Annotated in this window: 11 protein-coding genes and 1 pseudogene; 6 read left to right on the plus strand and 6 right to left on the minus strand. The window is 41.9% G+C overall.

Annotation, left to right across the window (positions count from 1 at the left end; translation table 11 throughout):
• Nucleotides 1–81 precede the first annotated feature (81 nt).
• Nucleotides 82–2295, plus strand: a complete 2214-nt coding sequence (locus JL57_RS05770) for a sigma 54-interacting transcriptional regulator (RefSeq protein WP_034141099.1) — start codon at nt 82–84, stop codon at nt 2293–2295.
• A 290-nt stretch (nt 2296–2585) separates the two neighbouring features.
• On the opposite strand, the gene JL57_RS05775 is transcribed toward JL57_RS05770, so the two are convergent.
• The gene (locus JL57_RS05775) at nt 2586–3128 is read right to left on the minus strand and encodes a DoxX family membrane protein (protein ID WP_034141100.1); all 543 of its coding nucleotides are present in this window, start codon (nt 3126–3128) and stop codon (nt 2586–2588) included.
• Nucleotides 3129–3991: 863 nt separating this feature from the next.
• On the opposite strand from JL57_RS05775, the gene JL57_RS05780 reads away from it, so the two are divergent.
• The 3 genes from JL57_RS05780 to JL57_RS05790 all read left to right on the plus strand — a co-directional run bounded on the left by JL57_RS05780 (nt 3992) and on the right by JL57_RS05790 (nt 6371).
• Entirely contained in the window at nt 3992–5089 is a 1098-nt protein-coding gene (locus tag JL57_RS05780) for an HD-GYP domain-containing protein (RefSeq protein ID WP_034141101.1), read from the plus strand.
• An 80-nt stretch (nt 5090–5169) separates the two neighbouring features.
• Nucleotides 5170–5508, plus strand: coding sequence for a hypothetical protein (locus tag JL57_RS05785; RefSeq protein ID WP_034141120.1), 339 nt, complete (start codon nt 5170–5172; stop codon nt 5506–5508).
• Nucleotides 5505–6371 carry a GGDEF domain-containing protein gene (locus tag JL57_RS05790; RefSeq protein WP_034141102.1) on the plus strand — a complete coding sequence of 289 codons (867 nt, stop codon included), beginning with the start codon at nt 5505–5507 and terminating at the stop codon, nt 6369–6371. The genes JL57_RS05785 and JL57_RS05790 overlap by 4 nt, the downstream gene beginning before the upstream one ends.
• Nucleotides 6372–6793: 422 nt before the next feature.
• On the opposite strand, the gene JL57_RS05800 is transcribed toward JL57_RS05790, so the two are convergent.
• The 3 genes from JL57_RS05800 to JL57_RS05810 form a co-directional block, all read right to left on the minus strand.
• Nucleotides 6794–7228, minus strand: coding sequence for a hypothetical protein (locus JL57_RS05800; RefSeq protein ID WP_291299753.1), 435 nt, complete (start codon nt 7226–7228; stop codon nt 6794–6796).
• Nucleotides 7229–7430: 202 nt separating this feature from the next.
• Nucleotides 7431–7835 carry a type II toxin-antitoxin system HicB family antitoxin gene (locus tag JL57_RS05805; protein ID WP_034141105.1) on the minus strand — a complete coding sequence of 135 codons (405 nt, stop codon included), beginning with the start codon at nt 7833–7835 and terminating at the stop codon, nt 7431–7433.
• Nucleotides 7836–7897: 62 nt separating this feature from the next.
• Nucleotides 7898–8080: a type II toxin-antitoxin system HicA family toxin gene (locus JL57_RS05810; protein ID WP_034141106.1), complete on the minus strand. Its 183-nt coding sequence runs from the start codon at nt 8078–8080 to the stop codon at nt 7898–7900.
• A gap of 225 nt (nt 8081–8305) precedes the next feature.
• Between JL57_RS05810 and JL57_RS05815 the strand changes: the two are divergent.
• A pseudogene (locus JL57_RS05815) lies at nt 8306–8848 on the plus strand (DNA alkylation repair protein); the annotation flags it as partial.
• A gap of 168 nt (nt 8849–9016) precedes the next feature.
• Here JL57_RS05815 and JL57_RS36250 read toward each other — a convergent pair.
• Nucleotides 9017–9085, minus strand: coding sequence for a hypothetical protein (locus JL57_RS36250; protein ID WP_366556984.1), 69 nt, complete (start codon nt 9083–9085; stop codon nt 9017–9019).
• A 186-nt stretch (nt 9086–9271) separates the two neighbouring features.
• The gene (locus tag JL57_RS36255) at nt 9272–9412 is read right to left on the minus strand and encodes a GHKL domain-containing protein (protein WP_366556985.1); all 141 of its coding nucleotides are present in this window, start codon (nt 9410–9412) and stop codon (nt 9272–9274) included.
• 167 nt (nt 9413–9579) lie between these two features.
• Here JL57_RS36255 and ligD point away from each other — a divergent pair, with 167 nt between their 5' ends.
• Nucleotides 9580–12021: a DNA ligase D gene (ligD, locus tag JL57_RS05820; RefSeq protein ID WP_034141107.1), complete on the plus strand. Its 2442-nt coding sequence runs from the start codon at nt 9580–9582 to the stop codon at nt 12019–12021.
• The last annotated feature ends 578 nt before the right edge of the window (nt 12022–12599 follow it).

Genomic DNA, 12599 nt, shown 5'->3' on the forward strand with positions numbered 1-12599 from the left:
GAAGGCCAGATTCGCTTGAGGATTGATTTAAAGCCAAGGTTTTTTGGGGTCTATAAAAGTTTGGCAAGGAGAAAAATAACCATGAAAAAACAATTGTTAGACCAATTCCCCTATGCCATAATCCGAGTTAATTCAGAATATCAGGTTACATTCACAAATCTTCGAGGGCAATATTTGCTAAAAAGGCTTAGTTCAACCTTTTTAGCAAATATTCTCGATGATTATTCGGATCCATCTTTAATGAAATCTAAGATTTTACCTTCAGGTGAGGTTTTGTTTGTTCAAGTCTTTGTCGTCTATGGTACGAGCAACAGACTTATTCTAATTGGTGATGAGGTGGAGTTTCTTACCCGTCTCCCCGCCCCCTTTGAACAGATCTTAGAAGATTTTACGGTCGATCCAAGCGTTGTTAGTCAACGCATTGCCAGTCTTGTACAAGAAGCAGTTACGTTTGAACGATTTGATTTGATGAGGGTGGATGGAGCCCTTCGCAAGTATACCTATGAATATTCTATTGGACTAGAAGTTGAAGGGACCTTGCATACCGCCTATCGCTCCATAACGGACTCCGGATTGGGGTGGATATTTCAAAATGAAGCGTTGCATCTTGTGGAAACGTTGTCTCCAGAGGGGTTCTCTTTTCGAGAAGATCCTCAACTCTACCGAACAGGATTCCGTTCCGTTCTCAGAGTCCCGATTATCTTCGATCATAGAGTGATAGGAGCCATTCTCTTAGCTAGTTCGGAGGCAGGACGATTTCAAATAGAAGATGCCATGTTTTTTGAGATTCTCTCAAAGTTGGTAGCCCAGTCTTTATTCTATGCAGGTGTTCAACTTCAACATGAGTTTCAAACATTGGGTACGTCGACTCTGCTTCAAACGATAACATCTGCTGTTTCAGATCCCTTTACTCACGATTTTTTAAATCAATATTGTACCCAATTAGGCCTAAATTCTAAAATAGAACGTGTAGGAATTTGTCTTATCGATCAGGAAAAGGAGCAGTGTTGTTGTATTGCAGGAGCATGTAAAATCTTTAAGGGACAAGGTAAATGCACCCCCCTCACAAATACTGGAATTCAAATGATGATAAAATCAAAGAGTATTGTCGCTTTTAATCTTGCAGATCCTCGTTTTCAAAATATCGAATTAGGTTTGGTTGGACAAGGTATAACGGCGATTCTATATGCTCCGATTGAAAACCAAGAAGGAAAAATTATTGCCGCACTTACTGGGGTCACTTCAGACGAATTTGCTTTATCGTCAGCTGCAGCAGGTATTTTCAAGTTCGCCTCAGACCATCTTGGACTAATTCTTTCGAATATGCCTCTTAATACCCTGGTTGAAATGAGTCCGCAACGGTTACAAGTTTCCACTGCTCCAAAGGGGTTTGAACATATTATCGGTTCGTCAGACGTTATACGAAATACTATTAACCAGGCCTCAATCGCCGCCAAATACGATTTCCCGATCCTTATTACTGGGGAGACAGGAACAGGTAAAGAGCTGTTTGCCAAAGCGATTCATCAGTTTGGCCCTTCCGCAAAAGGCCCGTTTATTGTGGTTAACTCGGCGGCAATTCCTCCTAATCTTTTAGAGTCTGAGCTTTTTGGTTATAAGGAAGGTGCATTTACCGGAGGGTTAAAAGGCGGCAAAAAAGGTAAATTTCTCTTAGCAGATGAGGGAACAATTTTTCTGGATGAAATTGGAGAGCTGTCTTCTGAATTACAAGCAAAGCTCTTAAGAGTCGTCCAAGAGCAGGAAGTAGAGCCGCTGGGGTCAAGTAAACCTATTCCAGTTCATGTGCGAATTATCTCAGCAACACACCGTGATCTTAAGTTAATGGTCCGACAAGGAGAATTTCGGGAAGACTTACTGTATCGCTTAAATGCTATAGAAATACAGCTTCCTCCATTACGTTTGCGCGGTATGGATATCCTTGATTTAGCTCACAGCATGCTTCATTTTTTATCTAGAACACACGGAGCTCCAGTAAAGCATCTCTCATCTGATGCGAAAGTTCAGTTCCTGAAATATTCTTGGCCTGGAAATGTTCGCCAGCTTCAAAATGTGATCAACCGACTGTTTGTTTTCGTAGAAGGTCAAGTGATTCACTCCCGAGATCTTCCCCCTGAATTGTATACTCAAGATGGTGATAAAGCAGAGACAGAGTATCAGAAACTTGAACGCTTATTAAGCGAATTTGAGGGAAATAAGACAGCCATAGCGAATTATTTAGGGATTACACGCACTGGCTTATGGAAAAAATTAAAACGTCTTGGTCTTCAATCATAAACCTTCTTTTGTTCAATAGTTTACATGACTAAAAACATTACTTAGGGCATAAATCACATAAACCCATAGGCGCACACCAGATTGATTCTATGCTGCAGTTGCCTTGGGATCTGTCTGCTTAGAACCATTATTAAATATAATATTCCGTTTAACAGGCCAGATATTGTTAGTATAACCATCTTATAGAGCCAAAAAGCCTTAGAATCTTAAGGCTTTCTGGCTCTATACAAAACTTCATGCAGTTTACAAATTATGCAGCTAATGGCTTACTTACTTTCCTGCAGCAGTTGCTATTTTTCTCTTGCTTGCTCTAATAAATTCTTATTTTGCCTATATCTTAGGAATCCATCTACTCCAAGAAGCTCAGCATATCTTGCGAATTTTAACATTGCTAAGTTAGTCCAAATATAGCCAAAGTTGTTAAATGATCCACCAGCAAGGAATTGTAAATTCATGAACATAGCTATTAGGGCACTCCAAAATATTCTAAATCCAAGAATCATAAATACACCAACTAAAATTTCGAGAATTACCACTAAGGTATCAGTTACCCCGGGCATACTTAAAAAAACATTTTGTGCGATCCACGCAAATGCTTCATTGATGTTAAGTGGATCAAAACGAGTAACTTTTTCACCTGCTATGTTTGTAATGAGAGATCCGATTTTTTCAGCTGAATTGAGTTTGCCATCTGAAAACCATGCTATCTTGTGTAATCCGGATTCAATCCATGCCCATCCATAAATCAGTCGTGCTAACGTGAAGATAATCACTAGAAAAGCCACTTTCCCATCCTTTAATTGCGCTTTTACCTCATTAAAATAAGCTGCCATAAATATATACCTCCTTGTATTTGTTAATTTAAGACCTTGAAGGAAACCGTAGGATTAATTCAATTGGATTCTAAGGATACTTCCTCCTTACCATATTATTGATATCCTCTTGCCAAGTTATTAAAGTATAACTATCATAAGCTAGTCAATCAGACGTCGTCTTCACTATCATTGTGCAAAAAACATGCCAATGCTAAACATACAGAAAACGGGCATTTTTTATATCACAAGCGTTAACTAGTCAACAATTGTGTAAACTTGCTGATAACTTGTTAACAGTGGCATGCCCAATCGTTAAAGATCCATCGAAACAATGCAGCAACAAGGCAATTGGTTGTTGACAATGCGATCTAAAAATGCCGGATGCCTACTCGGCGGAACAACTTTCGAGCTGTCATTTATAGTCGTTAATCGATGCGGGAACCGTGACCTTAAGTGACTTATTAGGAGAAGCAGCAAAATATATGTAATTTACCATATCCAATTAAATGATTCCGATTGCTAGCATTGTATAGCAAGGTCTTCTGACTGCCATCGAACTTGGTTTTGTAGGTCACATTTTATTCTCTATGTTTAATTCAGGTAAAGTGTGTGGTTAACAAGTATTAATTATAAGTGTTGTGAACAGCGGAGCAGTTTTTCGTTTTGTGCAAAATATGTCGAACAAAAATTGTAGGATTATCAATTGTAGTGGTGTAACATAAAGTAGTAAGTCGATATTAACTAATTTCTTGCAGTAAGGAACATAGAGGGGTTTCTGATTTCCTTCTTCGCAACAGATTTAATTTCGACAATATTATAAAGAACATACAAGTAGTATTATGAAGATGCTAGTAGTGTATATGGAAGGAAGGGAAAGCGACATGAATTGGTTCTTGGAACGGTTAGAACCAAATTCGATAATCGGGATGACAGCGGGTGTGGATTTTTTTGATGGCTTAGGAGTTCTGTTACTGCGCAAAGGACAGCTGATTACGAAAGGGATAAAGGATCTCCTGCAGAAGCGAGAAGTTTATGTTTGGAGAAAACAGGAAAACATAAGTCGTCCGTCTGAGAGGATGAAAGCTTTTCCAAAAGATGTGTACATAGAATTAGTGGGATCTTTATGGGGTATTTACCATGAAGCGAAGCTTATTCGACCTGAGCATATTGAACAAACTGTTGTGCTCGTAGAAGCTATTCTAAAAGAGCTTAAACCTATAAATGTCTATCTGGGTTTAGATGTATTGCGATTAGACTTAGAGAAGTTCAAACAACATGATTATGGAACGTTTGTGCATAGCCTGAATGTTGCTTTATTAGCAACAATTACCGGAATGCGTTTAGGATATAAAGAGAAGAGACTCAAATATTTGACCTTGGGGGCGTTGCTTCATGACTTAGGAAAGTTGAGGGTGCCAAAGGAAATCTTGAACAAACAAGGTAGTTTGACAGAAGAAGAGTTTGTTATTATGAAGCAACACCCTCTGTTGGGAGTAGAAATGCTAAAGAATACCCATTTATTACCTAGGGTGCTGGAGACTGTCAAAAACCATCATGAGCGTTGGAATGGAAAGGGTTATCCTTACGGATTAATGGAGAACAATATTCATTTTGATGCTCAAATATTAGCTGTCACAGATGTTTATGAAGCATTAACTGCCGACAGGCCATATCGCAAAGGCTTACCACCGTACCATGCTCTCGAAATGATTATGTCCTGGTCAGGGAAGGACTTTAACCCGATAGTCGTACAAGCTTTTAGAGAGTCCCTGGTTTTATATCCTGAAAATGCTATTGTTACCCTCAATACGAGAGAAGTGGGAGTGATCACGGCAGTGCCCTTGCAACTTCCAACGCGACCTCTTATTCGTCTTTTATTTGATAGTAATGGTAGATTTCTCAATAAAGAGACATATATAGATTTGATGCAGGATTTAACTCGTTTTATTGGGCATGTAGAGTTTAAAGAAGTGGGATGAGACACGGTGTTTTTGTAGAACTATCAAAAGACTATTTTGGACAAACTAGTTATGTTAATCAAAAAAAATCGGAGGTTCGTATGAAAGAAGCCAAAAAAGCGGAAATCCAAATGAATCTGACTGAATTTGAAATGCCTCCTATGCAAGACGTTGTCATTGTGGGTCGTAATGCACCTATAGGACCTGAGGCATTAAAAAGGATGGTTGATGTCCTCAGTCCGGATCAGTATAAGATCATTAGAGTTGACCACCCAGTCATAGAAGCCATAGTAGTACGCAATGCTCTGATGAACATGGTCCCGGAAGAAAAATTATGTGAGTTCATTTTAGAGGAAGGAGGGAAGATTGTTGATGAAACTACGATTATCAAAGCCCATGTCAATATAACTGTACACATCAGCAAATCGATCGATTTATGATAAATATTAAGCGAGTTGCACATATTTACTCTAAAGAATTCTACGCAGTGGATGTATTGGATGGAGTTTCAAAGATAAGGACATTATTATTGGAAATTGAAAATGGTTGTTGTCCTGTAATGGATGATGGTAATCTGGTGGGAGTAATAACCTACAAGGAGCTCCTGAGAACACATCCCAATCGAATCATTGCAGATGCTATGAGAGGGAAACCGGTCACAGTTTCTGCAGAAATGCCGCTTTGGCAAGCCAAAGAACTCTTTGACGAGACCGGTTTAGATGTCTTCTTAGTAGAGGAAAAAGGTTTATTATCCGGTATTCTACCTCGAAACCTGCTCGAGGTTCAACTAGGATCTCATATTGATTCATTGACTGGTCTTTATAAGAGTGATTACATATATTATCATGGTGTTCGACTACTTGAAAATAAGCAAGAAATCAGTATTCTTTTTTTTGACATAAACAATTTCGGTTTAATCGATAAAACTTTCGGTCATACAGTAGGGGACAATATTCTAATCGAAGTGAGCAAACTGTTAAGAGAAAATGCTCCTTCGGAGGCCTTTTTGTGCCGTTTTGGAGGAGATGAATTTGCTGTTTTATTACCAGCACACTTGGACACAGGTGCAGCTTTAGCTTACCATTTGGCGGATATTATAGGTCGGCACAGCTTTACTTGCGGAATAGAGATAAGTATTTCTGCAGGAGTAATTGGGGGACGGCGGCATGAAGAACGTGCTGATGATCCATGGCACACAATGGAGCAACTGATAAATATTGCGAGTCTAAGGTCAACAGAAGCTAAAAAGACTAACGCAACACTTTCCATAGCAGATATTCAGGTTGGAGAAGAAATCGCTTAGGAAGAAAATACAAGGACTTATTATCTTTAGTGAAAAAAATTGTGACTATGCCCATATCTAAAGAAATACTGGAACTTCATCATGCGGCTTATGGTGTGGAAAATACGCAAGACGGCGTCCGCTTTTTCTTTGCACTGCCGGTTCAGCCCAAAATATGGGTTATATTTCCAGGAAAGATATGGACCTTGCATGAGATACTTATTCCTTCATCTCTAATACAGTATTGAATTTTAAGGAAGTAGCTATTATTTTAGCAGTACCTGTGGCTACAGGATCTTTATCTTTGTGGTAGTCAAACTTACAAGTGCGCCAAATACCGTCTCTGCCTATTCCCAAATATATAGTTGAGCCCTTTTCTGGTTTCATATTGAAATGTGAAAGAAGTTTGCGTATATCTCCCTGACAGAATCGTATAGGCATTTTTACAAACCTAACTCTTTCTGTATTAAATCCCTATCTCCATGACATCTTAGAAGTTTAAGCAAATATAGTTGTTTTTGGTCAGACTCAACTTTTGAAAACATATCTAGTTTCTCAACATAAATACTAAGAAATTCTAGAACGCTATCAAGCAGATTATTGATAGCAGCTTCTAACGTAGGACCTTCACCATAAAGGTCAATTTCCGGAAGAGAAACAGTATGAATTCCAATTTCTTTATCAAACTCTTTTTCTGGTTTGAAAATTAAATGGGACAAAAGCTTATCGAGATAAGAAGTTTTAATATGTGATACCATTTCGTTCTCATTATTTGCATTGAATGTTATTACTTCGATTCCTTTTAGAGCGATATGGTTAAGTTCAGAATAGTGCTTCTTTGTATCTCGAATATTGAACTTAGGTATTGCTAATGACATTTTATTGACACCCTCTCTAGACTCCATCATAATCCTCACTTTCAAGTTTATTATAAGTAGATCCTCCTCTTCAAAAAATTAAGTATGAGGAGACAGATAAGCTCAATGCGCTTGATCGGATGATGAGGAGTAATAAAGGCGTACGACTATAAAAAGCAGCTGGTTAAGGCTGCTTTTTTTGTAATTATTATATTTTGATTATTTAATTGTTATGAATGCCAAGTTGATCCTTTAGGGCACTTTGAAGAACTTGAGAGAAGTTTAAACCTTCGCGTTCCGCCATGATGTTAAGCCATTGCGGGATAGTAAGGGTTTTTTTGATAGCTTTGTTATCGTTGAATTTTCGATATTCAAGGGTATCAGCACTAATTAAAGTCACAAATGAGCCATGCTCAGTTTTAATTACATCAGGTGAAGAGGGTGGTGGGATAATTTCCTTAGATTCTTCCAGATCATAAAGACGTAAGCATAATACATCTTTAGCCATTTCATAAGCATCATATAAATTATCACCTTGAGTATAGCAACCTTCAATGTCCGGAAATTTTACAAAATAAGATCCATTGGATTCAATAGTGAATATCGCTGGGTATAAATAGCTAGTCATTGAGGTTCTCTCCCTTTTCATTTTTTATATTTCATTTATATCTATTAATTGGGACGTGGGGTTTATTTCAACCCCGCATCCTTGAGTATACTGTCTAGTGTTCCATCTGCTAATTCCGTTTTGTGTCTCGGTACTGGGAAGGACTTCCCGGTAATTGGACTGTAGTATATGTCATGTCTCTTTCCCCGGCGTTTTAAGGCTATTTTGTTTTGGCTTAGCAGTTTAAGTAGCTCGCCGGTTTTCATGTTATCCCCTCTTTCTGAATACATCATAACACGTATTAATACGTGCGTAAAGAGGGATTGAAGCATAAATTACATATCAATTTAAAAGTATTAATGTTAGGTTATTACAATTGGCTTCTTTTGTTTTATGCAGTAAGATACCAATATATTAAAATTTCAAGGTGAAAACACTAGGGATATTTTATGGTGATACTGTGAAAGGTAAACTTCAGGAGTGTGATAAAAATGACAAAAAACGAGATACTCGCCAAACTTGGCGATTTAGGTAACGAAAAACGAAAACAGATGTATATTAAGAATGGCGCAGGCGAAAATACTTACGGTGTTTTACTGGGGGAACTGCGGAAACTGGCAAAGCAATTAGGGACAAATCATGAGTTGGCATTAGAGCTTTGGCAGAGTGGAAACACGGACGCCCAATGGCTGGCCTGTATGTTGTTTGATGCCAAGAAGCTGACGTTAGATGAAGCACGGAGTATGGTTTCTCAATTAACCTATTCTGATATGATTGATAAGTTTGTCGGTGAAGTTGTCTGCAATCACAAGGATGCAGATATTCTTGCGGAAGAATGGTCGGCTTCGAATAAGGATAACTTAGGACGAGCAGGCTGGAACCTAATTGTTCATAAAGTATCCGATGGTAAATTAACGAATGCTGCGTTGGAAGAGCTTCTTACAAGAATTGAAGCTGAATTGCAAACTGCGACCCCAGGGAAACAATGGGCGATGAACCACGCTTTGTGTGCAATAGGGATACGCTATCCGCAATTTACAGAGCGGTGTATCACTCTTGGTGAAACTTTAGGGGTGTACCGGGATTTGAAAGTGTCGAAAGGCTGTACTTCCGCTTATGCTCCCAACTGGATTGCGGCGGGTATTAAGAAAAGAAAAAAATATATTTTAGTGAAACCTAAACTTCCTGGTAAATTGCGTGATTTACTCTTTCCCCGGTGGCTGACAGGAGGGACAATAATAGATGGCCCCTCCCATATAAGTCTCTTTCACAAGCTGTCCTCCGCACTGGGGACAGCCGGAAGCGCGGGTGTTCTGAGATAGTCTCGTCCCATATCCGCCTGGCTGCCCGAAGATGTCTTTTTCCGTGTCCCGGCCGCCGCGTTTTATTTATAGACTTTTGAAGTGGACAAAGAGGGAGAGAAGCGACGATGAATACAATGGAGGTAGGGATTGAGCCTACCGAACCCCCAACATAACCGAAGCATGAAAGGCAAGCCTCTCATGCTCGAATTCAACCCCGCCGTTATATTTGTGCGTAATGCTTGCGATGCTCTGTAAGCTAATACCGGTATGATTTTCTTTGAGAGAAAAAGTGATATTTTAACACGTCAATGGGCAACCGGCGTTTTGCGTAACTGCGTCTTGCGAGGGTATCTGATTGACAGGAACGTATACGAAACGACCGGATACTTACAATTCAATTGGAAACAATAGCTGCGAAGGTGTTTTCACAATGATATATGAGAAGGAACCGGAGTAATTTTATGACTGCAAAACTCAACGAGTACAACCAAAAAAGGAATTTTGCCAGAACCTTGGAACCGGAAGGGATAACAGAAGTTGCCCAAGAGGGTCTGAGGTATGTCGTCCAGCACCATCTGGCCCGCAGAGATCACTACGATTTCCGCCTGGAATGGGACGGAGCTCTATTGAGCTGGGCAGTGCCCAAGGGTCCTTCCTATGATACACGGGACAAGAGGCTCGCCGTACGGGTGGAGGAGCATCCTCTGGAATACAGAAACTTTGAGGGGACGATTCCCAAAGGGGAATATGGCGGCGGTGTGGTCATGCTCTGGGATGAAGGGTACTGGGAACCCTATGGGGATGTGGAGGACGGACTCCGTGCAGGTATGCTGAAGTTTGTTCTGAACGGAAGAAGACTTAAGGGAAAGTGGGCTCTGGTGCGATTGAAAGGGAAAGCTGGCGAGAAGCAGGATAATTGGCTGTTACTTAAAGAAAAAGATGAGTATGTCAAAACTGCCGACTGGATTTCTGAATTTACCACCAGTATCAGAACCGGACGCACCATGATGGAAATTGAAGAAGGGGAAGACGAAAAGATCACGAGCAACCCCTTCAGCAGTATCGGCGTGCAGCTGGCCCAATTAGTCCATACGCCTCCTAAGGGTGAGGATTGGCTTTATGAGTTGAAATACGACGGTTACAGGATACTGGCCTATATTGAAGGCAGCAGCGTCCGGCTTATCACCAGGAACGGCAATGATTATACGGAACGGTTCCTGGATGTCGCCTCTTCCCTCGTTGAATGGGCGGTTGGTAGGGCGATGATCCTGGACGGCGAAATGGCCATCACAGACCCAGCGGGCAAGACGGATTTTCAGGCACTGCAGAACTATCTGAAAAATCCCCAGGCCAAAAACCTGACCTATATCGTCTTTGATCTCCTGGCGCTGGATGGAGCGGACCTTCGGGGACACCGCCTGATTGACAGGAAGGAAACCCTTGAAGCTTTGCTGAAGGGTGCCCCCCAAAACCTCCACTATAGCCGGCATGTGAGAGGAAACGGCAAGGAAAGTTTCCGCGCGGCCTGTGAGGCAGGCATGGAAGGGATCGTCGGCAAAAAAGCCGATTCCGTCTACAGCGGCGCTAGAAACGGCGACTGGATCAAACTTAAATGCGATCAAAGGCAGGAATTTGTCATCGGTGGATATACGCTTTCCGATAGAAAAACCAGCGGGGTAAGTTCCCTGCTTCTGGGCGTCTATGCAGGCGGGGAATTAGTTTATGCCGGACGTGCCGGCACCGGCCTGAGGGAAGCCGATATGAAAGAGCTGGAGGGAAAATTTGCGGGCCTACAGAGAAGGGAGCCCCCTTTCCAACTCGCGCCCAAGCCCAGGTCGAAGGAAAAGATCACCTGGCTTGAACCTGAACTGGTGGCGGAAATTAAATTTGCCGAATGGACCGCAGATCATCTCTTAAGGCAGGCCAGCTTCAAAGGCCTGCGGAGGGATAAGAATCCCAAGGATATAAGAAAGGAAAAAGCGGATGAGGAAATACAGCCTCCATCAGCCGCCAAAGAAACGGAGAGCGTCGTGGAAGCAAACACCAACGGTATCATCATTGAAGGAATTAAGATCAGCAACCCGGACAAGGTGATCTTTGCCGACCCTGAAATCACCAAAGGGGATGTGATCCGGTATTACGCCCAGGTGGCAGAGCGCATGCTGCCCTATGTGAGCCACAGGGTCCTCAGCATTGTGCGCTGTCCCAAGGGCATAGCCCAGACCTGCTTCTATAAGAAGCATCCCGGTCCGGGCAGTAAAGGAATTGTCACTATCCCTATTTCCACCGGCGGCGGAGAACTGGAAGACTACTTCTATATTAAGAACCCAGCCGGGTTGATCGCCGAAGCACAAATGGGCACCCTGGAATTTCATATCTGGGGAAGCCGTGTGGAGGAGCTGGAAAAGCCTGATCTGATGGTCTTTGATCTGGATCCGGATGAGGGAATGGATCTGAGCAGGGTGCGCCAGGGGGTGCGGCATGTGAAAAATATTCTTGCCGAGCTTTCCCTGAACTCCTACCTCAAGACCAGCGGCGGCAAAGGGTACCATGTGGTCGTCCCTTTAAAACCTGCCGTTGCCTGGGATAGGTTTCACAATTTTGCTAGGCGCGTCGCCGAGGTGATGGAACAGAAGTGGCCTGACCGCTATACAAGCAATGTGAGAAAGGCTAAGCGTACCAACAAGATCTTCATCGACTGGATTCGCAACGGCAGAGGTGCTACCAGCATTGCCCCCTATTCCCTGAGAGCGAGGAACGGGGCCGGGGTGTCCATGCCCATCGCCTGGGATGAACTGGACACGGTAGCTCCTAACGGTGTCAATATGGCGGAGGCGCTCCGGAGGATCGGCGGCAATGATCCTTGGAACGATTTTTTTCGGAATCATCAGCAGCTTAAATAAGCAGGCGCGAAGATAAGAATACCGCATATTTATTTATGTATTAATTTCTAAGCAAAGGGGGTACCGGGCTCAACCGGTATCTTTTTTGTTCAGATGTACAACGATAAAAATAATACTGGCAGGATTAGTTGGTTTTGAATGAGTATTGGAAGTATCTGCAAATTAAGCAGGTGCTTTTTAGTCTTTAGAAAAAGGCTTCAACGGGCGTTGCGGGAGCAATATTATAGAAATTTGCAATGTATAATATCAAGACGGCATCTGTGCTTGCCTTCATATTTCAACACTAAGGTTAAAGTCAACGGCTTGTCAATGATAGGCATCTCCTTTCCCTCCCCCCTTGATCCAGAGGCCGATGGATTCGGCATGGTTGTATATAATATGGATTTGCTTGTACTATGGTTACAGTAGGGAAGCATCTTTGTCCAAACCGCATTTTTTTATTGGCGCTATAGCCTTCACGCTTGTCTGGGGCTCGGCATATCCTATAGCGGTATCTGAAAAGACATTCCGCAAAAGGATGGGCAGCCGGTATGAGGATGGAAATTTCCAACAGGACGCCTGAGCAAATCGCGTCCGAG

It is taken from the genome of Desulfosporosinus sp. BICA1-9 (assembly GCF_000802135.1).

What these genes read in the sequence shown, in the direction of transcription:
- JL57_RS05810 (WP_034141106.1), bottom strand. Translation starts at nt 8,080, where the DNA reads ATGAAAACCGGCGAGCTACTTAAACTGCTAAGCCAAAACAAAATAGCC.
- ligD (WP_034141107.1), top strand. Translation starts at nt 9,580, where the DNA reads ATGACTGCAAAACTCAACGAGTACAACCAAAAAAGGAATTTTGCCAGA.
- JL57_RS05770 (WP_034141099.1), top strand. Translation starts at nt 82, where the DNA reads ATGAAAAAACAATTGTTAGACCAATTCCCCTATGCCATAATCCGAGTT.
- JL57_RS05785 (WP_034141120.1), top strand. Translation starts at nt 5,170, where the DNA reads ATGAAAGAAGCCAAAAAAGCGGAAATCCAAATGAATCTGACTGAATTT.
- JL57_RS05800 (WP_291299753.1), bottom strand. Translation starts at nt 7,228, where the DNA reads ATGTCATTAGCAATACCTAAGTTCAATATTCGAGATACAAAGAAGCAC.
- JL57_RS05780 (WP_034141101.1), top strand. Translation starts at nt 3,992, where the DNA reads ATGAATTGGTTCTTGGAACGGTTAGAACCAAATTCGATAATCGGGATG.
- JL57_RS05775 (WP_034141100.1), bottom strand. Translation starts at nt 3,128, where the DNA reads ATGGCAGCTTATTTTAATGAGGTAAAAGCGCAATTAAAGGATGGGAAA.
- JL57_RS05805 (WP_034141105.1), bottom strand. Translation starts at nt 7,835, where the DNA reads ATGACTAGCTATTTATACCCAGCGATATTCACTATTGAATCCAATGGA.
- JL57_RS05790 (WP_034141102.1), top strand. Translation starts at nt 5,505, where the DNA reads ATGATAAATATTAAGCGAGTTGCACATATTTACTCTAAAGAATTCTAC.